Raw genomic sequence first — 22,240 nt, forward strand, 5'->3', positions numbered from 1 at the left:
CAATAGTCTATAAGTTGTTAATTATACTTCATATAAAAAACCATCATTACAACAAAAAATAATTTTAAACGTGAAATACTATCATATCAACACTCACCAAGAGATAAATTAAAAAATTTTTCTATCAATAGTATTAGTAATGGTCAAACCGCCATCTGGTACATTTCGCATACCCTCGATACGTATAGTGAATACAAATAAAATAACTGCTGACTTCACAATTTTTATCAACTGCAACAAATGCTGCTCAAACTCTTCTTTTTCAATAAACTTAACGTCATCAAAAAAACCATATGAATTATATAAATCCAAAGGGATATTTTTTTCATGTATAACTAATAACTTGTGTTCTAAGTCATTCCGCCACTCTCTAAAAAAAGAGAGCTCACCATGTTTATCATTCAAGTCCATTGCAATACTAAACAATCCAAATAATCCTTTGTTGTTTATTTTATTTATTTTCTGTTTTCTCTTTTCATCTGAGACTTGCCAAAAACTATGAAAGTAGATGTGACCTCTATTTGGTTTTAAATCAAACAATTTACACAAGGCAACTGCTATTTTATCTAGGACACCAAAGCACGACCTAAAGGATATTCTCAACTTCTCAACATTTTCATATAAGATCTCGTTATTATACAATTCAGAATAACAAACTTCAGACTCTTCATCAAAAAACTCATTACCAACTTTATATTCGAAAAACATTTTTCTCGCTAATGAGTATTCAGCTTTAAGTCTATTCAACACCATTTCCATCGGTACAATAAAGTCACCAAAAACTCCCTTTGTGGTAGTCAAAATAGTTAAATTATCTTTAGAGGATGCATAACAATTACAGTATAAAGAGTGGTCAGACAGCATAAGATTATTATCTATGCAAAACTTCTGGTAATGGGATAAAGCTTCGTACTCCTCTTTAGTGAGTTGTTCATCAGTCCTTTCATCACCGATATCATTTAAATTTAGTTCCTTTAATATCTCTTCGCTGAACTGAATTTTTCTTTGATAGGTTGTAATCCATGAAGGGATACACTTTCCTGTAGCTATAGCACATTCATAACCATGAATAACTTCTTTAACCATCTTATATGAATATGTAGATGATAACTCGTTTAGTAATTCTAATGCTTCAGATCTATTGACCCATGCCTGTGGAATCGAATCATCGATTGCTATAGCCTGACCATAATAATCCAAAGATTCAGATATTCGATACTGTCTTTTTAATGCATTACCTAAGTTGACCATTAACTCAGGATGAATCACCCCTTCTTTTTTTGAATGCTTATAAGATTTCCAATAATTATTTTTAACTTCGTTTAATTGAATAAAATCATCAATATTTGCATCCAAATGAGGATTGAAGTCAAGTGTTGCGCTCATACCATTAGCTACATTGTAATAATATGATGACTCTGTTGTTATAGCTAAAATATCCTCTTTTTTATTTTTTAAAATATCCAACCCTTCATTAACTATGCTTTTATTTCTACTAAAACTTCCAATATCAATTAAATACCCAGCCAAGCTAGATATTATTTTGATTTTGTTAGTATTGTTGGAATGCCATTTTTCTATATCTTTAAGTAGTTTCTTTACATTAATATAAGCAGAATCAAATGCCCCTTCCTGTATAAGAGTATCAGTATCTCTCATTCTTGAAACTACGCAGTTAATGTCCATTCAAACCTCTAAAATACGAGCTTATGGTGTCTAACATTATATGATTTAGGTTAAAAGAAAACTGCAACCTGAGACAAAAAATTTTAGAATGACAAAAATTGCACTACACCGCACCCGCCTGCGGTTTTCAGATCGCTAAAATTTTTCAGTTGGGATTTTTTACAAATGATAGCGCCAGACCGCGCCACTACTGGGGATTTACAGCGAGCATGGAACTGAAAAGAGTGAAAAGAATTTCAGCTTTTTTCAGTTTAGCTTTACTCCAAAACCGTAATGACTTTAATTAAGTTATTGATAGTAAAGAGATATAATTTTTTAAGTGAGATTTTTCATGATAACTGACGGCACACTTAAAAGTTAACAAACTGATTCTTATAGACATTTTTTCTTAAGCCGCTGAAATTTAATGAACCGAAGCCGGGAAAATTGTAGTTACTCCCGGCGAACCGTTCAGTGACTCTCTTTGGCTGCCAACAGGAGTTCTAATGCTTTTTGTCGCTCGTCCGGTGGCAGGGCATCCATTAGCTCTTTAATCCGTCCCTGGCCGCGCAAAGCGCTGGGACTAATCGTGTGTGAGAAGGAAACGTTCATCACAAACGTGTGCCCACACTCTACATTTGAGCAATAACAGTACACATCTGATAATTTGGGGTGCTTTCGGTTTGTTTTCCTCACCGTTGCCGCAGACATACACTCCGGGCAGTAAATTTTCATCACTCGCATAACTAAACCTCTGTTGCCTGCCAGAAGAAGGGATTTTGGTTCCCTCCCTCTTGTCCTGAACGTGTAACACTGGTAACACGTGTAACATCGTTGATTCAATTGAAATTAATCTGTTACCAGTGAGCCAAATAAAGAGGTAACGCGTGGTAACACACTGATTTTTGTTACCACTGTTACCAGTGGATATTTCTGACTGGTAACAGTGGCAAGCCTCGTCATTACTGCCTGTTACCTCTGTTACCAGTGTTACCTCATAAAAATAAGACTCACGCGATAACTATTCGGGATCGGCGCTACCCAGTACTTGCGTATTAAACTGGTACACGCGCTTAAGCCCTATTTCTGGCAGGCGAACGCTGTTTTGCGTTCTCCCGTCCTCTCCGGCTTTCAGCCAGCCCGCCTCAACACACAATCTGGCCACCTTTCGTGAATCGAACCCTTTACAAATTTCTTTCCAGCCAGATGGCAATATGTAGAAGGTCACAGTGGATTCTGTCACGTTGTCGCCCTTGTCCACTTTCCTGAACCCCATCATCGACAGTGGGCGGTTCCTGTCGTCGTGCCAGTCAGCAAAGCGGCTGAACTGGTTACGTGTCATATAATCCCTGACCTGCTCCAGTGCGGTTTTATCCTCCTGGTTCGCGGTATGCCCACGATCAGCCATCCATGAGGCAAGACAACACTCAGCAGCTCTGAATGCCTCACCTTCAGGCCATCCGGTTATCCCGGCTTGTGTGGCAAGTTCTCCGGCCATAGCAACCAGCGCAAAACGGGTAACGGCGCGCCCAACCTGATTTCCTGCATCCGCTGGGGTCAGCCTGCGGGTGTAGTCCTTCAGCAGCGCTTTCGCCTGGCTGGTCAGTTCCTGGAGATCGGCTGTCAGACAATGCAGCCAGTCGCGGAAGGGTGAGCCATGATAATGAATAACGGCGTGTTCCAGATGCTCCGCCAGCGCTTTACCACCACTAAAGCCGTGCAGCTCCTCAAATACTCCATGCTTGCCCGAATCACTCGGGATCTGGATCATGCGTACTTCAACCCCGGCGTAGGTTCGCTCTCCGGCATTGGCGGCATGCTCGACCAGTGACAGCTCCCCCGTGGAAAGAAACAACAAATTCCAGCGGTTTGTTTCCCGTACCGAACCATCAGTTCGGGCGCGGGCTTTGCCCTGGCCGTTCGCCAGCATGTAGGCAATATTCCCTGCCTCTCTGCCATCCACCTCGCGGATCTCATCAAGCATCAGTGTGGCATCATTGCGGCGGCTGGCCGTTCCTTCCAGCGCGTTCCCGGTAGCACGCCATGTATGCCAGAAATCCGTACCACCGCACACCGAAGCAGCCACTTTCATGGTCGTGGTTTTACCGTCTGTAGATTCACCTTTCAGGTGATAACCGCCGCCACCTATGCCAACCAGCTTCAGAAGCGGCGCGGCGAATGCCAGGCTTACGGCAAAGGCCAGTCGGGCATTATTGACGCAATAGCGACCTATGTTTTCCCGCCATTCTTCCGTGGTGCCCGTAACACGAAAATCACGCCCCTGAACGCTGGAAGTCTGGAGAATGACAGACTGTGACTCTTTGCCGATCACTTCATCCTGAAGAACATAAACCCCGCCATGCCAGCCTGTTTTATTTACACAGGTCACTTTTCTGTCGGGTTTGCACAGGGAGATATATTCCATCAGGTGTGCTCTGGCCATCCCGTTGATATTGATATAAGAAAGCCCATTGACCAGCAGCACGCGCCGCAGTTCTTCCCCGCTGCCGCCCAGCATTTCCATCGGCATTGCCCATTTTCGGCTCATACCGTTGGTGTCCTCCCATTCCAGCAGTCGGCCATAGTTGCTGCCGTCAGCATCGCTGGTGATAGCTGTCACACGCAGCGGGCTGCAAATCTTGATATTGCGGATCTCAGTGTCACCATCTGATTTGTTCACCAGCTTGTCGTACCACAAATATTCTTTCGTGAGCCTGAACCCCTGCGGCAATCTGGTTTGCCCTTTTCCGTGTAATGTCATTTCCTCCCGGAAGGCTTCACGCGCCCTTTCCTTCCCGGTTTCCTGGCGATAATCATCCCAGTCGGCTTTATGACGTACCGGAGGCAGCGTTACCCAACCATCTACGGCTTTCGCCGCTTTTTCAGCCCATATCCGGCCAGTGTTCTCTTTCCCGTCAACAAGATCGTTATCTCCAGCCAGGATAATCCGGGTGTCAGGCCATCGAATGCGGATTTGCTCAGCGACCTTTACCAAATTTGTGGCCGCAATAGCTGCAACGATCCAGCCGTCAGCCAGGAGGCTGACCGTCAACGCAGTGGCATATCCTTCAGTGATAATGACCTGTTCCGGAGCATCAGACGGAACATCAGCCACGGCAATAAAAGCACCTGACAGCTGACTGCCGGGTAAAAGACTTTTATCACCATCAGAGTTAATAAGCTGGCCGCCTGTAACATTCCCGGTGATGTCAGTTAAGGGCAGCAGCAGCGACCCGGCTGGAAAAGACATCCCCGCCAGATTGATGGTGGCAGTAAGAAGCGGTAAAGAGTAACCCTGTAATCCCTTTCCGGTCAGATAGGCTGATTCACCGTTTTGAGACAGCTTTTTAAGTTTCTGATAGCGGTCTGCCCCGGTCTCGTTTCCCCCGGTCTTTTTCCTGGCTGGCATAGCGGGTTTATCCTGTACTTCAGGCAATGCCAGAACCTCACAGACCATTCCCGCGACCTCCTTCACTGAGCGTCCAGTCACCAGACGGACTAAATCAAGGCCATCGCCATTGCCGCACTGATTACAGAACCATGTTCCGCGCCCCTCTTTGTCATCAAGACGAAAGCGATCTTTTCCGCCGCAGGCCGGACAGGCACCGTGGCGTCGGGCGGAAGGAACATTAATCCCTAACGCGGAAAGGATGTGTGGCCAGCGCCCGTTTGCTGCCCCCGAAACCGCAGATACAGACTGAACTTTCATAACAGTACCTCCCCGACTCCCGCAGTGGTAATGCTGAAACCCGGAGGTACTTCTCCATCGGGCGCACCGAAAACGATGTCCCGGTACACTTCACGTAGCTCAGAGACACCAAATGCGGAAAGGCGAATATTTTCAGCCATGTAACCAGGTGACAGCATTCGCTCCAGAACGTCACACGCCAGACGATGCCCCTCTTCCTGGCCGAATTCGTTAATCCATGGCGCTTCAATGTGATAAAGAATATTCATGGCCACGCGATCAGGTGTAAGCTCGATACGCTCGCCATCCTCGATATACACAGCCTCCCCATTAATTCGCACCATCAGGGAAATATAGGCATCAGCAATGCAGGAACGCAGAAATGCCGCCCGAAACTCAGGTGAATGGACTACGAGATTAGCGTTCATGCTTTTCTCCTTTAATGGTACTAGTTTCTCTCACCACACCCTCCAGCTGTTCTGCAATACAGGCCATGATTGCTGCGGCTCCCTCAGCAGAAACTGTTCTCTGCCCACTCATCGCAGGAAATGACAGAACTTCGGCCAGGAACTCGCTCGCCAGCGCAGCCCGTAAAAGACGGTTCTCGCCTGCTTCAGTCAAGGTGCAACCGTGGTTAGGGATGGGTAAATGACTCATGCGCTCACCTCCCCGAGTTTGTTCATCGGAATACGTGCGGCGAAGCTCAGTACAAAATCGGCAACGAGTTTCATGCGGGCAGCACGCTCGCAGGTTGCAACAGTACGCACAGCGAATGGACGCGCGGCATAATCAGTACGGCGAACAGCGAGAAATACAAAGGTATATTGGGGGTGAGACAAAGCAGGGATCGTAGCCATGGCGGCAATCTCCGTTAGATAGCGGGTAACGCTACCACCGGAGTTCCTACGCTCATGGGTGGTAGCCCAGACGGGGGTAGGAATACCGGCTCTAACGGATACCGGCCAGCCCGAAAGCTGCCCCGCCTGGACTACCATAATTTGGATGATGTGGCGTAAATAACGAATAGATACGGTTAACCACCACACCATAAAATAAGGGTGAGTCAAAGCTACGACACAAAAAAACACGCCTGGCGCGTGTGGTGTCGCCGTTAGATTACTCGGGTTCCTACGCCCGGTTGCCGATTTTGCGGCAACGCTGCGAATATAGCCCGAGCAATTAGCATGGCGCAAGAATTTTATAACCGAATTTTGTTTGTTGAACATAAAGATAAACCCAGGCATTCTTGAACCTCAGACCGAAGTTACGGTTTTTCATTATCCTGTTGCTGTGCATAAGACCCGCTTTTTGCGGGTCTTTTTGTTTTTCAGTCTCAGTCAGAAAAAGTCACTGCACTCTCATCAACAGCCGCATAAAGCTCTGGTTCACCCAGCGCATATCCTTCATTCCGCAGATAAGAATTAACGTATTCACTTTTCTCATCATCAAACTCGGCGCGAAATGATCGTGTTCGGGACTGGGTATAAATGTGCAGATTATCCAGCGTAGTGACCGCAAGACGTTTTCCCGGCATGAACGGCGGGATAAAAGCAAACCGTCCGGCAACCGAACTGACTGCCATTTGCGCAGCTTCCACATCAGTCGGGCGATCAGCCGCGTTGAAGAGCTTAAGACGCTGTTTAGCAGCAAGCTCGGCACCCACGAGAACCACCAGACGCGGATCTTCCCGATAAGGCTCTGCAATCAACTCAGTGATGAGGTGATTAGCAAGCAGATCGAGGTTTTTCCATTCCCCGGTATCTCCAAGAGTTAGAGGGGTGCTTAAAACCTGCTGACCATCTCGATAATCTTTTGCCAGAGCATGCCAACCGATATTTACGTCCTCACCTTTTTTATTGATCTCAGGATCAGTCGTATCGGCAATAGACTCTCCATTAAAACCAACCCGCAACATATCAAGTGCATAAGCCTGACTAAAAAACGCACTGACCGATTTATCAAATTCGCCCTGAGCACCTGTATGATAAATATGTGACATATCTAAATAGCTGATTCGTGCACACGTGTCAGTTTCGGACAGAAAAAATTCAGTGCCATTTATCGCTAACATCTTACTGAATCTGCCACCATGAACTCGTCCTGTATGTAACTCGCAGGCTCCAATATTAATGGCATTACCTGAAACAGCATTAACGTCACGCAAAGTGATATTATTGATTAACCAACCAGACTCAAGAATTGAGCTTCGCAAAATATTTTCCGTTGGTTTACTTAATGCAAATCTTCTGTTTGAAGATTCCTGGTAATTTGTACCAGATACGAATTTACTATGATAACGGCGTGCAGCGTCCGGCCTTTCGGCTTTGAATGCGTACATGATTTATCCTTTTATTGTTTACGAAATATTTTTTTCTTATGTTCAGAGAGCTGATTAAATTTCACAGCATGCTCTGCATACTCTCGATCGCTTACTACGGAGCGAAGAATGGCATTTTCAGCGCGGTAGTACTCCCGATAGGCCATAGTTCGACATACCCCACCTCTTTCCAGTTCGTAACGGTCATTTGGGTATGCGCAACATTTAAGAATGTGCTCAACAGCATTATCCAATGCGCATAGAGCATCCAAGATAAATCTCACATCCCGAACTAAAGTCGCATCGTTTAAAACGTTAATAAACTCATCGGGAGAAGTTAACGGTCTGGAAAAAGAGTTAAGATATTTTTTACTAACGTTCTTCCCGATATGTTCAGCCTCTTCAAGTAACAAACTTCCGAATCCTCTGAAGAGACTTACTCGCGTTTGCTGCTCTTTCTGCCGTAAAAATGCAGAATGGTACTGTCGTTCATAAGCATCACGTGCCCCTTTAACGGCATTTTTGTTTTTTACTTCAGAAACTGTTCTGGAGTTAACATTCAACCCTGCATTTTTTAATGCGTACTCGGCAGTTTTAACCTCTCTTTGTCGGAAGGATAACTCTTCTTCTTCACGGTGACAGAGCACCTCAAATCGGCTCAGTAAGAGATTAGTTTCTTCGGCAGTCGCCTCTGTATCTGGGATCATTAGACCAGTTAAAGAACATAGTTTCTGTCCTTTACTGCGAAGTTTATTCAAAAGATAAATCTCAATCATTCTTGCGATACATGCAGCATCACTATATCCATCTTTAAATATACTTACCTGATATGCTTCTAATAGTGATGTGCTTTCATTCTTGATTGAGAGTATTTTATTAGCATTCCTTGGGTTAATCATTTCATACCTCTTATGAGCAATTATCTTTCCTGTTCTGAATATTCTTCTCTATCCAGTCATTAATCTCGGCTTCGACCCATGCTACAGATCGAGCACCGATAGACACCTGTCTAGGAAACTCTTTGCTTTTCATTTTTAAATAAATAGTTGACTTTGGTAGACCCGTTAAATCAATTACATCCGACATCCGTAAAAGTCTTAATTTTTTATAGGATGGTTCACTGTTAAGCATAAAACTCATATCTCCCCCACTTATTAATTACTATTTCTTCTTTATTGGTCTCGATTGGATATTTATATACTTACACAGATGAATTTATTCGTAAAGTTAGCCCCATAATAATTGATTCAAATTTATTGAATAAGAATAAGTGGTGAATAATATTGAGGAGTACTGAATGTTAACGAGCGAAAACCATTGAAAACGGTTGTTAACTACTGATAATCATCAAATTTGACGAATGCATTTGTAACATTTTGTAAAATAGAGGCTGGAGGCTGGAGGCTGGAGGCTGGAGGCTGGAGGCTGGAGGCTGGAGGCTGGAGGCTGGAGGCTGGAGGCTGGAGGCTGGAGGCTGGAGGCTGGAGGCTGGAGGCTGGAGGCTGGAGGCGTTGCAGAATGCCTCCATCTCGGATGACAACACAAGCATTTATTGATGTGTATAATTAGGTGTATAACCTTATATAAGGCAAATTAAATTAATAATATATTTCAAGACTATACACTCTAGGTTCTATTTATGCAGGGGACACTTTACCCTCCCGCTTTTTCCAGCACATTCGTCTGTCTACCGCCAGAATTCACTGAGCAGAAGAATCCTGTTTTATTTGAGCGTAACGCGTTGCCAGCTGTTTAAGACGCAACTCCAGTTGAGTCTTTTCTGCTTCAGGAAGCGCATCTCCTGCTGGATGCTGTGACAGGCGCCTGAGTTGTTCTTCAGCCGGTATCGTCTGGTTAAATGACTGTATAGTCGAAAAAACTACCGATTTAAGCTCGCTTACCGTGATGTATTTTCCTTTTTGCTCGTCCAGACTACTCAGCCGATGACTCAGTTGCTGAAGCGTCATCATTCCCTGATACCAGCTGTTCATTGCGTCGACAGGTAACGCTGCCGCGTTAAATTTTTGCTGCCACTGCATTGTGAGCGGTTTCGCCTCCTCCGGCCATAATGTCTGGAGCTGCTTTAACAGCTGAAGGCTGTAGGAAAGATTCCAGTCAGGAGGCAGTTTATCCAAGCGGGCAAGCTGCTGCTGCGTGTCTGTGATAAACGTGGACGGTAAAGTACCTCGCAGTGTTAACGCGTCTTGCTGCACAGGCGTGAGCACTTCAGGTAACGGAGCCAGAGAGGCAAAAGCCTGAGTCGCCAGGGGGTCGGGTCTGGACAAAGAAGCCCATCCCCACGCCACAGCGAAGCACACCACCAGTGTGGAACACATCCCGGTAATAAAGGGCTTCCACTGTCTGACAGGCACGGGGGCTGTCGTACGATCCTCCCCATTCGGCTGATTTTCCTGATGCACAACATATACCCATTTCACTTCTTCGATCGGTTCGGCTTTCTCCAGAGTCGATTCGCTATCGGGCTTCATGTTCACATTCAAATCGGACGTGTCATTACTGCTTTCCAGCCGTTCAGCACTTGAACGTATCAACGTTCGTAACGTATCGAACTGGCTAAGGTGTTTAAGCTCAAGGCGCTGGAGCACCGCGCTCAGGCTGGTAAGTAACGCTTCAGCACGATAAAGCTCACTAAGATGGCTGCTGTTGAATGGAAGCATACGCATGCGCTGCTGCAAGCGCTGGCTAAGGCCGCTAAGGATTTCCATACGAGCGTGTTGTGTCTTCGGCCATAAGGTGTCCCACTGGTGGCTAATCAGGGCCTCCAGAATCGCCAGCCCTTCATTCAGGCCAGCTAATCCAGACAGGTGAGTACGAGCAAGGGTGTACCAGGCTGCTGTCTGCAACTCCACACCGTTCTGTTCAAATATTGAGAGACAGAGTCTTTGGACATATTGCCAGTTCACATCAGGGCGAGCAGGATGTGTAAGCTTACTGAGTTCGTCGCGGAGGGCGGCATAATCTGGCAGCGTACGCGGGTCGCCGCCGGTTTTTAACGTTATATGTGTGGTCATTCTGCAGAGCCTGCATATCCGTGTCGGTTAATTTCGTCAGTTGATGTGTAAGGCAGTTTTGCGTGTAGAAACGCAATGACGAATAAAGGAATGAATGTTATTGCTATGACAGCAGCGCTAAAATCAGATCGAAAAAAACACCTTCATCAAATAGTTTTCCTGACTGAGGTGACGTATCAGGGGGAGTAAAGATCCAGTCATATACACTCCCCACCCGCATAAACAGGCGTCCTTGAGAAATCGCGCTGTACCCGGAAAAAAAAGTCACCTCGACACAGCCTGCAACTCCCTGTCCATACAGAAATATCGGCATAAACTTAACCGCCCGGTTACCATAACGCAGGACGATACCGGAAATATCAAAAGCCCCGCCCTCCACCAGCAGGTCAGGAACGTATACCGTCAGTGGCTCTGCATTCAGTCCGGTATCTGACAGCCAGGCGTCCATTTGCTCCTGAAGCTGAGCCATTCGCATGCGAAACTCTGCAATATCGGCCTGGCTCTTGCTAGCTGCGGGAACAGGTGAAGGTTGTCGCGCCTGCAACTTCTTCATGAACTGTGATTTTACTGACATGGTGTTAACTGACCTTATATACGAGGTGCTGTGTCGAGATACTGCTGTTGCCTGAGATGCCGCAACAGGACCCGTCCTTCGGGCATAAACTCAGTCCCATAGCGCACCAGGCCAATCCCTTTAAGTTCAGCGTCAATGGCATAGCGCAGCTCGCCGGGAATGTTCTGCTCCAGCAGAACAACGTCTATCTTTTTCAGGCGCGGTTCATACTTGAGCAGGACGGCAGACAATGTGCCCATGAGCTCATGGGCCGTTCCCGGCATGCCCTGCAGGATTTTTGTCATATCGGGCAGCCCGTAATCAGGCAGGTGCGCCAACGTGCCGGCGCGACAGTTGAGAACGCGCTGCATGTTGTCCAGAACCGAAAGGATGACCTGGTTTTCTTCACTGACCTGATGCAGATCGAACCCACCGGTAAAATTGCCAAATAGCGTCTCGTAAATCGAGGAACGGGGCGTCTCATTCATCTTTCAGCGCCTTCAGGGTCAGGCGGTTGTTCCCCGCCTCAATGACGCGTGCCTTATCCGGATCGAGGTCATCGCGGCTCATTACCACACGCCAGGTATTGTTCTCCTGGTCGGGTGACATAAACATTCCTGCCACCGCCACGTACTGCGCATTTTCCTCCATTGGTATATCGACCGTGACCGCCCCGCCCGGCTGCAGGAGGATATCTTTCTCCACCAGCAGGTCTGCTTTGATGACCTGACTGTCCTCTTTAAACAGTGACGGATAGTCAGTACTGTCAAACGTTTTGCGATCCTTAAGCTGGTAGATGCGCACCACCGTCGACAGTGCCACGCCGCCAGCATTGCTGTTAACGGCCTCACGGGCACGAATATCCAGATGCAGGGTCTTTATTTGCTTATAAAAAATCGATTTGGTCACAGCAACGGTGCCATCTGTGACTTTTTGAGTCAGCCCACAGCCAGCAAGTATCAGTGTGATACCTACGGCCAGAGCTGCCAGAGGAAATTTACCAGCGATAATCGCCATCTTCATCGGTCTCCCTGCGGTGAATATTTTCCTGTACCCGCTCATAGCGGCCAAGATTGATGGTTATGGTTTTGGAGTGCGTGACGGTGTTCGCTGCATTCAGCGGCCGCATCACGGCGGTGCGGCCCAGCTGCCCGGCTCCGGCATCGGGCTTAATGTTCATCGTCACGTCCGGCAGCAGGCTACGGTCGACGGATAGCTGCAGGCGGACATCCAGGCGAGTCCCAAGATACACATACAGCAGCGTCATCAGGTCCGAGTGAAGCTCCCCGCCCGGTAACCAGCCCAGCACTTCAGTTGAGTCAGTGGTTGTCAGGCGCATCAGCACCTGGCTGTTTACGTCGGTGGCATAGTTACCCATCACCGGACGGTTTGTCAGGGTGACTGGCTGGCTGACGCTCATAACCAAAGGTTTCTTCAGAGGCACGCGGCGTTTGTCATGGTGCCAGATTTTCGCCCGTGTATTGGGTGCCAGCAGGCGCACAAGTGAGGTCATACCCTCTGCGGTACGTCCGGGCAGCAACATGACCGGCAGCAGCGCCAGAAAGCGTGAGGCCGGGGTGGCAATGTTTTGTGCACAGCCGTCAATGCCGAGTCCCGCCAGCCCCAACAGGTACTGCGAGATTTTATCCTTCCCACCCTCTTCAAAGGTCGCCGGGTACGAGTATTTACGCCATATGCGATAGTACTGAGCAATCAACCGGTGGTTGAAAATATCGAGGAAATCCGCAGTGGCCTCATACCCTTCCCGCCGCTGGGTAATGTCATCGATATAGTGCGTCGGCAGAGGGGACTCCACGCCGTAGAGCCCCATAAAAGTGATGCGCACATTCGGCGGCAGATGGGAATGTTCAGACTGCTCAATTCCTTTGATTTCAGATGCCGGAAATCCCATGCCTGGATGAGGCCGGAAGCGTACCGGTTCATGTCGTACCAGCCAGGTGCTGCCAGTGACCGGTTTATCCGGCTGGCTCTGCTCCAGCAGCTGGCAGAAGCGGTAAAAGTTGATATATGGCAGCCGGTCCCCCAGTTGCGCTATCAGCCGGGCAGACGCGGACTGTGATTCTCTTTCCACCGGATGCATTTTCCTTCTGGCTGAACAATGAGGGTGAGCTGGTTAAACTGGTTCATATCGGCATACAGCGCAAAGAACCGGTTGAGCATTTCACCGAAGAGGTGAATATCGCCCTCACCGGTGAAGCCGTTGCTGTCGATGGTCACTTCGATATCCAGCCCCCGCAACAGGTAACCCTGCTCAAAACGCTGCAGGCGGTGGTGCTCCACATGCTGAATCGCCTCCAGACGGCGGGTGTTCAGTTCATCCTCCTGCCAGTTATAGAGTGCCAGCGTGCCGCGCAGCACTTCGGCGGTGCTCATCATGTTCAGGAACCCGGAGCCGAGGTGGCTCAGTACCCGCCAGTGAAAACGGTCTTCTGCTGGCGGGTAAACCGGCAGTGTGGGTTTGCAGAGGTTTTTCACCGTCAGTGGCGTCTGCACCACCTGCTCACAGCGGTCAAGCAGCGTGCTCTGCAGCGCCCGGCGCGGTAACTGACCGTTGGTGCCGGTAATTTGCAGCGAAACGGCTTCACGCTCAAACAGCCTGTCATCCTCCCACTGGTGACCACCGAGAATCAGCCAGGTGTCATACAGCCCGGTAACGCCCCGCTTAACGCGGGTGTGGTAATAGCGTGGCGGGGCGTGACGACGCATCATACCGCCCTTGTGACGGAAGCTGCTGAACGGTACATACTCCGCGTCACCGGTCCGGTTTGAGCCTATGACCGAATCCACAGCATAAATCTCGGTATGTCCGTCCTGCAGCCGTTTAGGGCGCAGCAGGTACTCACTTTCAAGCCCCGTAATGGTGAGCGGGTCAGCTTCCAGCGTGAACAGGTTAATCACCGGCACGCAGTGCAGACGAACCGCGTCATCGGTGACCGGCAGGTCTGATGGCCACAGCGTACTGAACACGACTTCGATGTCGAAGTACTCTACTCCCGCAGGCGGCGTAATCCCGTCCAGACCGTTGAGGTGGACGAACATAAAATTGTCGCGGAAGGTGAAATACTCCAGCAGCAGCTGGTAGCCGCTGAAGGCAGTATCCCCCTTCGGCCACAGCCCGTCTTCCTCCGCAAATCCTCCCGGCGAAAAGTACCCGTCCAGGCGAATACGGTCAGTCTGCCCAGGCAGACGCATATACAGGGCGGCTTGCCGCCTGGTCAGCATCAGGTGTAGCTGGCTGCTGACTGGCGCATCTGCGCCGAGATAGAGGCTCAGGTGGCTGAGGTCCGCATGGGACCAGTCCGCCTGTGTGCTACAGGCAAAACGCATCCGCAGCAGCGAACGCCCGTCAGGCTCAGTGGTCATGGTTACCCCTGAGATGTTCAGCGGATTGAGCATCACATCGCGGGTGGTGCGGTAGCGGCAGACCGTGTTCTTCGGCCCTACCGGGCGGGAGTACACTTCCAGACCCGCGGGCATGACTTCCGCCATCTTCACGGCCTGAAGCACAGGCGTGAACGCCACCACCGAGAGTGACGGAATGGTACGCAGGTAGTGAGGCCAGAGCATACTGACCAGACCTTCGGTAAGTTCCGGCAGATCGTCGTCAATCTTTTCACGCAGCCGCCCCATCGAGAAAGCAAAGCCTTCAAACAGGCGTTCAACATACGGATCGGGTGTGCCGGCCTTATCCAGGTCAAGCATCGCGGCCCGGTCCGGGTGGGTTCGGGCAAATTCTTTGGCCGCTTCACGGAGGTAGCGCATTTCCGCATCGAAATAGCGCAGGGTCAAATCTTCCATTTATTTCTGTTCCTGTGGATTTAACCGCAAAGCACGGCGGCACGAGCAGGATCGACGGCGATCAGTCCGGCAAGTAACTGGTCCATTACCGGCGTAAGGCGGGCCTTATCAGCCTCACTGCGACCGGCTTTCAGGCGCAGGAGTTTCAGATGGCGGGCCTGTACCTCGAACAACAGCTCAGGTTCCCAGTTGCTGAGGGTCACTTCTCTGGCACGATCACCCAGCTCTGCAAACAGGTGCACCGCCAGGTCATTTTTGCCGTACTGTTCAGCAATGCGCCCCATCAGCAGACGCAACAGCCACTTCTGACGATCGGTGGTCATACCCGGCCGGGTCTGTAACCAGCCCAGCGCGACATCCGGGCTTTCGCTGTCGGCCAGTGCCACGGCTTCCGGCTCCAGCGCCAGAATGTCATCGTTACCGGCGGTGCTCGGAGCGGCTGGGGTCTCATTGCCCCACCCGCCGACGGTGTCCAGCACGCTCAGCTGGATCCAGTTCAGCGTCACTTCGTCCGCAAACGGGGTACCGTCACTGAACGCCAGCGTTTCGAGTCCGGACAGGCGAGACAACAAACCTTTCAGGTCAGCGGCGACAATGTTGGCCAGCGTCTCCTGGCCGGATTTTGTCAGCGCCTGGTGGATATACCACTGCAAATCAAGCCACAGGTGATTGGCACCGCGGGAAAATGTGCTATCGGCCGTTTCCAGCATTTCAGCCCAGTTCTGTTGCAAGTAGAGGCGTTTGAGTAACGCGCGCTGATCCGCCCTTGGCGGCTCGATGCGTGTACGCCCCTGCGCATCCGGAGCCGGGATGGCCCGGAGGGTGTCATGGCGCAGGCTTTTCATCAGATGATGCGCTGACAACCAGCCGTCAGGCTGCTCGCGCAAGTATTCGGTGAGTATGCGGGCTTGGGACAGCAAATCCTGGCCTGAAGTGATTCGCCCGATGGCCGGGGCATCGCTATGGCTGACAGATGAAGGGGTTTCGCTGGTTCTGGCGTTCTGCGGTACCACCGCATCCATCCCCCCGGCTTTCTGCAAACGACTTTCCAGGGCACCGTACAGCGCATTGAGTTCCGGACGGATTACATCTGGTTCGTTTTCAGTAAGCCCGGCTATCAGCAGCAGCGCTCCGGTGGTACGCATCGCTTCTTCCCTAACAACTTCCGGGTACAGGGAAAGAGAGTCAGTCATGCGCGATCCTGCCAGCCATTCCAGCGCCGCCTTACGGCTGCGATCACGTTGCGGGTGCAGTTGTGTACCAAAGCGCTCCAGCAGACCGGCCAGCAGTTCAAGTCCTTCACCCAGCCCCTGCTCACCTTCGCGGTGCAGCTTCGCCCAGCAGTACCAGGTTGCGACACGGATATCTTTCGCAACGGTGGTTAAAATCTTTTCTGCATGCAGGCAAATAAGCTCGATGTTGGCGCCAGAGAGCTTATTAATTTCCTCGCGAATCTGCTGGAAATCGTCGTCATAACCTGGGTCTTCGCCAGCGGGTGACGCCCCAGACAGCGGCTGCAGCCAGCTGTCCCACTGCGCCACACGCTCACGGGTGGCGGCAAGCAGTGGCCCCTGATCAGCCTGGCAGGCATTAAGTAAGGCATAGAGCGTGCTCATCAATATACGTCCTCTGTAGCATTTCCTGCACTGATAACCTGGTCTGATAGTGTTGCACCGGAGGTACTGAAGATGGTTTCCGGTAGACGGAAATTGCGCAGCTTCAGCAGTGCCAGCGGCCCCTCTCCAGCTTCGGTACGAAGGGTATAATTGAGGGTGCGACCATCCTGTGCTTTCCAGCTCAGGCTGTAGCTGCTGCCGACGCCCGGGTAAGCACTGACGACGGCTTTATCGAGCAGGCGGATCCAGCCCCATGCACCTGGGATATCAGCGTACTGGCGGGTGCCCGCCTGCGTGCTTATCCAGCTCAGGTTCGCCCCCGGAGCTTCAGTATCAGCAGGCCAGGTGAAGCGCTTCCATGCCGGGAGCTGGTTAACATAAGTCAGCTTCTGGCTGTCGATGATCATGTTGGTCTGCATCACGCCATCGGCAGTACCCGGACGAAGTTCGAAGTTCATCCCTGCATTGCCTTCAGTGAAGGCGATATCGGAGATATAACTCAGGGTGTTAATGGCATTCATGAATGCAGGGTTAAAGGCCAGCCCCTGCGAGTTGATGCTGTCCGGCACCCAGTGATTGCCTTCTTTGTGCAGCACGCCTTTGAGGCGGTTCTGCAGGAACTGTGCAATACGCCCGGAATCTGCATTGAGGTATTTAGCCAGCAGCGGCAGGGATATATCACTGCTGGAATTGTTAAACGGATAGCGTCCGCCGAAGGCACTGTTCCACTCAGCAACCACCGCCTGCTGCCACTGGGCGTTGAGGCTATTGGCCGCTGGGATAAGCACCTGCTGCCAGGCCTGCTCCATCGGACTCACAAAGACTGTCCGCCCAAATCCGCTCCACTCCTGACCCAGACCGGCGGCAATCAGGCTGCCGTAGTCACGAGTTTCAGTCAGGTCTACCGCTTTGCCCTGGAATACTGTCTGGGCGATGGTCTGGGTCATAGCCTGTGGGTCCGCAGCATTCGTTACCTGCTGCAAACGCAGACGCACCTGTGTGATACGGGTCAGGAACGACTGCAAACTTAGCTCCTGTGCCCCCGTGCGGTTCTTGTCCATCAGCGCCAGCACAGGACCAAAGGTCGCATCCAGCGGGCCGTGAACACCGACGCTCTGGTCAATGGCATCTTTGTTGTCACCACCGAGCAGGTTTTTCGCTGATTTAACCAGCGAATCCGAAATAGCTTCGCCTGTCTGCCCGGTACGACCCTGTACATTCAGGGTATTCATCAGCGCCACCAGCGGTGACTGACGCACGTCGGCCATTAGGGTCAACTGGTCAATAGAATCCGACAGCGTGGGCGCCTGGTTCCAGCGCAGGCTGTTCAGAAACTCCAGCCAGGCTCCGCCAAAGTCCGCGAAATAACGCTCCGTCAGGCGTTTTTTCAGCGCTTCCGGTGAGGTCTCATTCTGTTTATTCACCTGCTTGCTGTCAGTGAGCACCCAGTCGAGCTCATCCCGGCGCGCTTTCACCACCTTGTCAATGGCGGGCTGGACGGCCTGCTCCCAGGCCTGGCGTGTGAACATGCCAGGTACAATTTCCGTGGTGCTGAACAGACGGGATGCATCAGTATCGCCAGTCATATCTTCAAGGCGCATATCGACATACAGATGCGCCACCTGGGAGAGCATCTTCTGGTAAAGGGTCGACTCACTGTTACGCACGCCCAACAGGCGTACCAGCAGGGAACGCGCCTGGCTGACCATGCTCTCATCCGCACGGAGCTTCCATTCCGGGTGCACAGCCAACTGCGCGCCATAGAACGTCAGCAGTGACGGCGCCATCCCCTGCCAGATGCCATCTTTTACGGCATCACGTTTTGGCCAGTCCTGCAGCAGCGCAGAACTGAACCAGGCGGCGTCCATGCGTTCCGGATGGGCCAGCATCAGGTAGAGCTTAAGCTGATCATAGGCGGTTTTTGCCATCTGCTCACGCAGCGGGTTGCCCGGCGGCAGCGCATTAAAGACAATGAGCTGAGTCTGCAGATGGTCCGCAGCCGCATCCCGCAACAGCGGTAGTGCGCTGTCCTGATAACGTGGCCAGAGTGCGGCCAGCAGGGCGTTATTCTGGCTCAGTCCGGCCTTCTCGTACCACGGCACGCCGTTTTCTGAACGGTACTGCAGTCGGGCCAGCATTTTCTGAAGTCCAGACAGCGCGTGCAGGCGCTGTTCCAGCGGCTGGTTTTGACGGGCAGCGAGAGCGGCCTGGGCATTCGCACCGTCAATCTGGCTGCGGTTGGTGACATACGCGATGCTCATCCACGCAGCCCAGCCCACCATCGACAGGGCGACAACCGACGCAAACACTTTGCGCCAGGGAACGCCCGGCTTGCACGGACGCAGTCCAGCAGGAAGCATCCGGACAGATTCAGGCAGAATATCCCAGCGCTTATCCATGCCCCAGTGGTGCGTCACGGCACGTTCGGCACCGGTAGAGGGCTGACTGAACACCACACCAGCCAGCGGCAGCGGGCGGTACGGATTGAGCATCACTGACAGCGGTGCGGTCACGCTTTCCGGTTCACGAATCAGCTGGTCGGCAAGCGTCAGCAGGAAGTTATGTTTCACTTCACCGCAGGTCTGCTGCAAACCCTGTGATATCAAATCCGGTGTCAGGGCGGAGAGCTGCTCTGCCAGCCCTTCGGTATGACACCCGGCAGGCAACAGACAACCGGTCGCCTGCGAAATGCGCCCTTCCGGCTTACCGGCGCGCGGATGCAAGGACCAGACATACAGCGGGAGCTTCCAGCCAAGCGTTTCCATACGCACGCTGATGGCGTGAGACAGGGCATCCATGGTGCTTTCAGACGGCACCGGCAATGGCGGCTCCAGCCCTGGTGCTGAGAGCTGGTCAAAGGCCGAAGTGACCCACACCAGGCCATCCACCGGACGGCGACGCAGTTTGCGCAGCGCGGTCAACCAGGCACCGTCTGCTGGTGTGTTGAGGTCGCCGCCCCACAGCAACAGCGTGCCGCGGTCTTCCTGCCAGAGCTGCGCCGTCAGACCCGGAGTCAGTTGCTCCACTTCTGCGGCCGTACCGGTTATTAGCAGGATGCGGGTTTTACGTCCCCAGCGCCGGCCGTAGAGGTTACGCATGGCGTCACGGATGGTGTCGACGGTAACGTTACGGGGGGCAGTCTGCTCTACACGTCCCTCATCGACGGGCAGAACATTTTTGCGTTTTGACTGAAAGCGATGCCAGCCCTGTTTGATGGCAAGTGTAATGGTTTTGCCATGGCGCAACAGCATCAATAAAATCAGGGCACCGGCAATGACCAACCCTTTAAGTAACGGAGTATGCAGCCCCATTTGATCGCCAAAGTGCCAGATACACCAGGCAATTCCGCCTGCTAAAAGCGCGGAGAAGCCCAGTCTTCCCCAGACTCCGCGCCATGCTGAATCACCCGTGGTCATCGTTTCGGTTCCCTGTTTGCACTGTATTAATAAATTTCTGCTCACCATCTGTAGAAAGCATCAGACAGTCTGCTTTTTGTATGTTCACGATATCGCTGGCGACTGCTGCCATTATCCATGGAGAAAAGGGGCCGCTGAGCCCGGCATATTTTTCCAGCCAGTGGAGTTGTTCTGGTTTCCAGTACCCTGTGTATACGGCAGCTGCTTCAAGCAGGTCAGCAAATGAATCGCCCCAGGCAGCCTGATCGCCTATGATATTTTCTGTGGAACAGGCCTGAGTTTGCGTTGAGAAAAACGTACCTAGTGATTTATTGATATCACCCGTATCTAACGACATTGGCCGTAGCAGGCAGGCATCATGTGTAAGTTGATATTTTGTGGCGACATCATCTGATGTCAGCAACAAAGAGGCCAGAGCGTCGCTATAACACCTTTTCCCTTGGGTCTGATGCACCAGAATAAAATCCACATCCAGCGTTGGCGATTTGATTCGTTCTTCCAGCCAGATAAAGCTCTTCGCGGTCTGTATATTCAAAACAGGGACAGGCCGAAAAGGAACAGTGTCCTGCCAGACCTTTGCAAATTCGTCCTGAAGTATCAGAGGATCTTCCTGCCAATCCGTCAGCAAAGTGACACTAAGGGGTAAGTCTGATGGAACCCAGACCAGGGCATCACTGACACATTCAAGTAGTTGTGAAAAACAGTTTTCTGTAGTTGAGTGATCAAAATGCTGCGTCAATGTTGTGCGCTGCACCTGCTCAGCTGAGGCCTGCAAAAAACGAAATGGCGTCAGGGCTTCCGGAAAAATGACACTGCTATGGAGCACTGCAATGTTTCTGCCGGCCCATTCAGTCCATTGTTGCTGGGCGTAATCAGCCTCATTAACCTCGAACTCGTGCTTATCAAATGCACTATTGAAGAGCCATCCCCGCAGGCAAAGGAAGAAAAACCAGATAACTATGGGGCTTACTGTGACGACCCAAATATTAAATGCCTGTAAAGGCCCTGAAAGCTTATTAGCATGCAGGACGAACAGCACCACACTCCCTACAACTGCGACAACTCCCAACATAAGCCAAAGAACAAATGAAGGCTCTTCAGGCTTCTTGGATACCGTTGATTTCTCACGCTCCCAGCTCATTAATTATCCTATTACACAATCCGGTGCGCTGGATATCAACTGACAACCACATTCACAGCGGCAACCATCCACAGCAATCGCTTTACCGTCTGAGGACCATTCAGGCGAACCTTCAATAATGGCATTAACACCATGACCTTCTTTCGGACAGCTAACTTTATCTCCGATCAGAGCAACCTTTTTGCCATTAACAATCATGGTCGAGGATGCAGAAAGCACCTGCCCCCCATGGGTGGTTTTATCACCGAGTAATACGAATCCTTTGGACATGACAATCTTCCTTTTGCTATAAAAAAGTAATTAATTGACTGGCTGTACATTTTCAATAACCGTCCAGAAAACCAGAGTCGGATCTTTCTCTGCCGATATCCTCACAAATTGCTGAGATTCAATAGTTCTTATTTCCTGAACAATGGCATCAACACCAGTTCTTGCCGAGCCACAGTTCTTTTTGTCAGGAGAGTTATTCAAATCCTTACAAACCATATAATCACCCAGCACTTTCACAGCACTACCTTTCTTTGGGCTGAATAATTTGGGTTCTACAAGCGGATAAGCAGCATCACCGTGCGAAACCGTAACCGCACCATTCATTTCACCTTTAACATCAAAGGAGGTGACATTAAAAACACCAGAAAGATCTATTTTTATTAAATATCCCTTATCTGTAGTCACAGAATAAAAGTAGTCATCACCGACTGGATATTGTACAGTCTCTAATCCTGTATCGTATTTATTAAAAAGTAATTTGTAGTTATCACTACTGCTTTCAGAATTTTTTCCTGATGCAGAATTCGCTGTGTAAACATACCATGCAGGCTTTGCTTTTCCCTCAAGAAGCATTGCAATTTCGTGCCCACCATCAACAATATAAAATTATTTTACTTTATACTTAACTCCATACAAATAAGGCAATAATATACTATTAACATCTCCACTCTGCACATTAATTGACAATTGACAATATCGCAGAGAGCCCATGCCCATCATTAT

The 22,240-nt window shown here is 50.4% G+C and carries 20 protein-coding genes; all 20 read right to left on the minus strand.

All coding sequences use genetic code 11. The features are described 5' to 3' along the window. Window positions 1–108 precede the first annotated feature (108 nt). Complete coding sequence (locus NWV12_RS15640; protein WP_101744613.1) at window positions 109–1,686, minus strand: LA2681 family HEPN domain-containing protein; 1,578 nt, start codon at window positions 1,684–1,686, stop codon at window positions 109–111. Between the two features lie 450 nt (window positions 1,687–2,136). Continuing rightward, window positions 2,137–2,409: an ogr/Delta-like zinc finger family protein gene (locus tag NWV12_RS15645; RefSeq protein WP_045331406.1), complete on the minus strand. Its 273-nt coding sequence runs from the start codon at window positions 2,407–2,409 to the stop codon at window positions 2,137–2,139. Between the two features lie 277 nt (window positions 2,410–2,686). Continuing rightward, window positions 2,687–5,374: a DUF927 domain-containing protein gene (locus NWV12_RS15650; protein WP_101744614.1), complete on the minus strand. Its 2,688-nt coding sequence runs from the start codon at window positions 5,372–5,374 to the stop codon at window positions 2,687–2,689. Beyond that, window positions 5,371–5,781, minus strand: a complete 411-nt coding sequence (locus tag NWV12_RS15655; RefSeq protein ID WP_042713599.1) for a hypothetical protein — start codon at window positions 5,779–5,781, stop codon at window positions 5,371–5,373. Before NWV12_RS15655 ends, NWV12_RS15650 begins: the two co-directional genes overlap by 4 nt. Further along, window positions 5,771–6,010, minus strand: a complete 240-nt coding sequence (locus NWV12_RS15660) for a hypothetical protein (protein ID WP_042713601.1) — start codon at window positions 6,008–6,010, stop codon at window positions 5,771–5,773. Before NWV12_RS15660 ends, NWV12_RS15655 begins: the two co-directional genes overlap by 11 nt. Then, the gene (locus tag NWV12_RS15665) at window positions 6,007–6,579 is read right to left on the minus strand and encodes a host cell division inhibitor Icd-like protein (RefSeq protein WP_074143522.1); all 573 of its coding nucleotides are present in this window, start codon (window positions 6,577–6,579) and stop codon (window positions 6,007–6,009) included. The genes NWV12_RS15660 and NWV12_RS15665 overlap by 4 nt, the downstream gene beginning before the upstream one ends. A 107-nt stretch (window positions 6,580–6,686) precedes the next feature. Next, window positions 6,687–7,691, minus strand: a complete 1,005-nt coding sequence (locus tag NWV12_RS15670; RefSeq protein ID WP_101744615.1) for a P2 family phage major capsid protein — start codon at window positions 7,689–7,691, stop codon at window positions 6,687–6,689. 11 nt (window positions 7,692–7,702) lie between these two features. Then, window positions 7,703–8,569: a hypothetical protein gene (locus NWV12_RS15675; protein ID WP_101744616.1), complete on the minus strand. Its 867-nt coding sequence runs from the start codon at window positions 8,567–8,569 to the stop codon at window positions 7,703–7,705. A gap of 10 nt (window positions 8,570–8,579) precedes the next feature. Further along, window positions 8,580–8,810, minus strand: coding sequence for an AlpA family transcriptional regulator (locus NWV12_RS15680; RefSeq protein ID WP_042713604.1), 231 nt, complete (start codon window positions 8,808–8,810; stop codon window positions 8,580–8,582). A 560-nt stretch (window positions 8,811–9,370) separates the two neighbouring features. Continuing rightward, a complete protein-coding gene (locus NWV12_RS15685; RefSeq protein WP_101744617.1) occupies window positions 9,371–10,702 on the minus strand; it encodes a VasL domain-containing protein in 1,332 nt (443 codons plus the stop codon). Between the two features lie 103 nt (window positions 10,703–10,805). After that, entirely contained in the window at window positions 10,806–11,276 is a 471-nt protein-coding gene (locus tag NWV12_RS15690) for a hypothetical protein (protein WP_101744618.1), read from the minus strand. A gap of 14 nt (window positions 11,277–11,290) precedes the next feature. Further along, window positions 11,291–11,743 carry a type VI secretion system baseplate subunit TssE gene (tssE, locus tag NWV12_RS15695; RefSeq protein ID WP_101744619.1) on the minus strand — a complete coding sequence of 151 codons (453 nt, stop codon included), beginning with the start codon at window positions 11,741–11,743 and terminating at the stop codon, window positions 11,291–11,293. Beyond that, a complete protein-coding gene (gene tssJ, locus NWV12_RS15700) occupies window positions 11,736–12,272 on the minus strand; it encodes a type VI secretion system lipoprotein TssJ (RefSeq protein WP_172620293.1) in 537 nt (178 codons plus the stop codon). Before tssJ ends, tssE begins: the two co-directional genes overlap by 8 nt. After that, complete coding sequence (tssG, locus tag NWV12_RS15705; protein ID WP_101744620.1) at window positions 12,253–13,356, minus strand: type VI secretion system baseplate subunit TssG; 1,104 nt, start codon at window positions 13,354–13,356, stop codon at window positions 12,253–12,255. Before tssG ends, tssJ begins: the two co-directional genes overlap by 20 nt. Then, window positions 13,311–15,074, minus strand: a complete 1,764-nt coding sequence (tssF, locus tag NWV12_RS15710; protein ID WP_101744621.1) for a type VI secretion system baseplate subunit TssF — start codon at window positions 15,072–15,074, stop codon at window positions 13,311–13,313. The genes tssG and tssF overlap by 46 nt, the downstream gene beginning before the upstream one ends. Window positions 15,075–15,094: 20 nt before the next feature. Continuing rightward, complete coding sequence (gene tssA / locus NWV12_RS15715) at window positions 15,095–16,690, minus strand: type VI secretion system protein TssA (RefSeq protein ID WP_101744622.1); 1,596 nt, start codon at window positions 16,688–16,690, stop codon at window positions 15,095–15,097. Next, window positions 16,690–20,106: an ImcF-related family protein gene (locus NWV12_RS15720; protein WP_101744623.1), complete on the minus strand. Its 3,417-nt coding sequence runs from the start codon at window positions 20,104–20,106 to the stop codon at window positions 16,690–16,692. Before NWV12_RS15720 ends, tssA begins: the two co-directional genes overlap by 1 nt. Beyond that, a complete protein-coding gene (locus NWV12_RS15725) occupies window positions 20,093–21,247 on the minus strand; it encodes a hypothetical protein (RefSeq protein WP_101744624.1) in 1,155 nt (384 codons plus the stop codon). The genes NWV12_RS15720 and NWV12_RS15725 overlap by 14 nt, the downstream gene beginning before the upstream one ends. A gap of 3 nt (window positions 21,248–21,250) precedes the next feature. Continuing rightward, complete coding sequence (locus NWV12_RS15730) at window positions 21,251–21,517, minus strand: PAAR domain-containing protein (protein ID WP_101744625.1); 267 nt, start codon at window positions 21,515–21,517, stop codon at window positions 21,251–21,253. A 30-nt stretch (window positions 21,518–21,547) separates the two neighbouring features. Beyond that, a complete protein-coding gene (locus tag NWV12_RS15735) occupies window positions 21,548–22,090 on the minus strand; it encodes a hypothetical protein (RefSeq protein WP_101744626.1) in 543 nt (180 codons plus the stop codon). Between the last annotated feature and the right edge of the window lie 150 nt (window positions 22,091–22,240).

Source organism: Enterobacter sp. Crenshaw, from assembly GCF_024734705.1.
Taxonomy (GTDB): Bacteria; Pseudomonadota; Gammaproteobacteria; order Enterobacterales; family Enterobacteriaceae; genus Enterobacter; species Enterobacter asburiae_B.

What these genes read in the sequence shown, in the direction of transcription:
- NWV12_RS15640 (WP_101744613.1), bottom strand. Translation starts at nt 1,686, where the DNA reads ATGGACATTAACTGCGTAGTTTCAAGAATGAGAGATACTGATACTCTT.
- NWV12_RS15645 (WP_045331406.1), bottom strand. Translation starts at nt 2,409, where the DNA reads ATGCGAGTGATGAAAATTTACTGCCCGGAGTGTATGTCTGCGGCAACG.
- NWV12_RS15650 (WP_101744614.1), bottom strand. Translation starts at nt 5,374, where the DNA reads ATGAAAGTTCAGTCTGTATCTGCGGTTTCGGGGGCAGCAAACGGGCGC.
- NWV12_RS15655 (WP_042713599.1), bottom strand. Translation starts at nt 5,781, where the DNA reads ATGAACGCTAATCTCGTAGTCCATTCACCTGAGTTTCGGGCGGCATTT.
- NWV12_RS15660 (WP_042713601.1), bottom strand. Translation starts at nt 6,010, where the DNA reads ATGAGTCATTTACCCATCCCTAACCACGGTTGCACCTTGACTGAAGCA.
- NWV12_RS15665 (WP_074143522.1), bottom strand. Translation starts at nt 6,579, where the DNA reads ATGTTCAACAAACAAAATTCGGTTATAAAATTCTTGCGCCATGCTAAT.
- NWV12_RS15670 (WP_101744615.1), bottom strand. Translation starts at nt 7,691, where the DNA reads ATGTACGCATTCAAAGCCGAAAGGCCGGACGCTGCACGCCGTTATCAT.
- NWV12_RS15675 (WP_101744616.1), bottom strand. Translation starts at nt 8,569, where the DNA reads ATGATTAACCCAAGGAATGCTAATAAAATACTCTCAATCAAGAATGAA.
- NWV12_RS15680 (WP_042713604.1), bottom strand. Translation starts at nt 8,810, where the DNA reads ATGAGTTTTATGCTTAACAGTGAACCATCCTATAAAAAATTAAGACTT.
- NWV12_RS15685 (WP_101744617.1), bottom strand. Translation starts at nt 10,702, where the DNA reads ATGACCACACATATAACGTTAAAAACCGGCGGCGACCCGCGTACGCTG.
- NWV12_RS15690 (WP_101744618.1), bottom strand. Translation starts at nt 11,276, where the DNA reads ATGTCAGTAAAATCACAGTTCATGAAGAAGTTGCAGGCGCGACAACCT.
- tssE (WP_101744619.1), bottom strand. Translation starts at nt 11,743, where the DNA reads ATGAATGAGACGCCCCGTTCCTCGATTTACGAGACGCTATTTGGCAAT.
- tssJ (WP_172620293.1), bottom strand. Translation starts at nt 12,272, where the DNA reads ATGGCGATTATCGCTGGTAAATTTCCTCTGGCAGCTCTGGCCGTAGGT.
- tssG (WP_101744620.1), bottom strand. Translation starts at nt 13,356, where the DNA reads ATGCATCCGGTGGAAAGAGAATCACAGTCCGCGTCTGCCCGGCTGATA.
- tssF (WP_101744621.1), bottom strand. Translation starts at nt 15,074, where the DNA reads ATGGAAGATTTGACCCTGCGCTATTTCGATGCGGAAATGCGCTACCTC.
- tssA (WP_101744622.1), bottom strand. Translation starts at nt 16,690, where the DNA reads ATGAGCACGCTCTATGCCTTACTTAATGCCTGCCAGGCTGATCAGGGG.
- NWV12_RS15720 (WP_101744623.1), bottom strand. Translation starts at nt 20,106, where the DNA reads ATGACCACGGGTGATTCAGCATGGCGCGGAGTCTGGGGAAGACTGGGC.
- NWV12_RS15725 (WP_101744624.1), bottom strand. Translation starts at nt 21,247, where the DNA reads ATGAGCTGGGAGCGTGAGAAATCAACGGTATCCAAGAAGCCTGAAGAG.
- NWV12_RS15730 (WP_101744625.1), bottom strand. Translation starts at nt 21,517, where the DNA reads ATGTCCAAAGGATTCGTATTACTCGGTGATAAAACCACCCATGGGGGG.
- NWV12_RS15735 (WP_101744626.1), bottom strand. Translation starts at nt 22,090, where the DNA reads ATGCTTCTTGAGGGAAAAGCAAAGCCTGCATGGTATGTTTACACAGCG.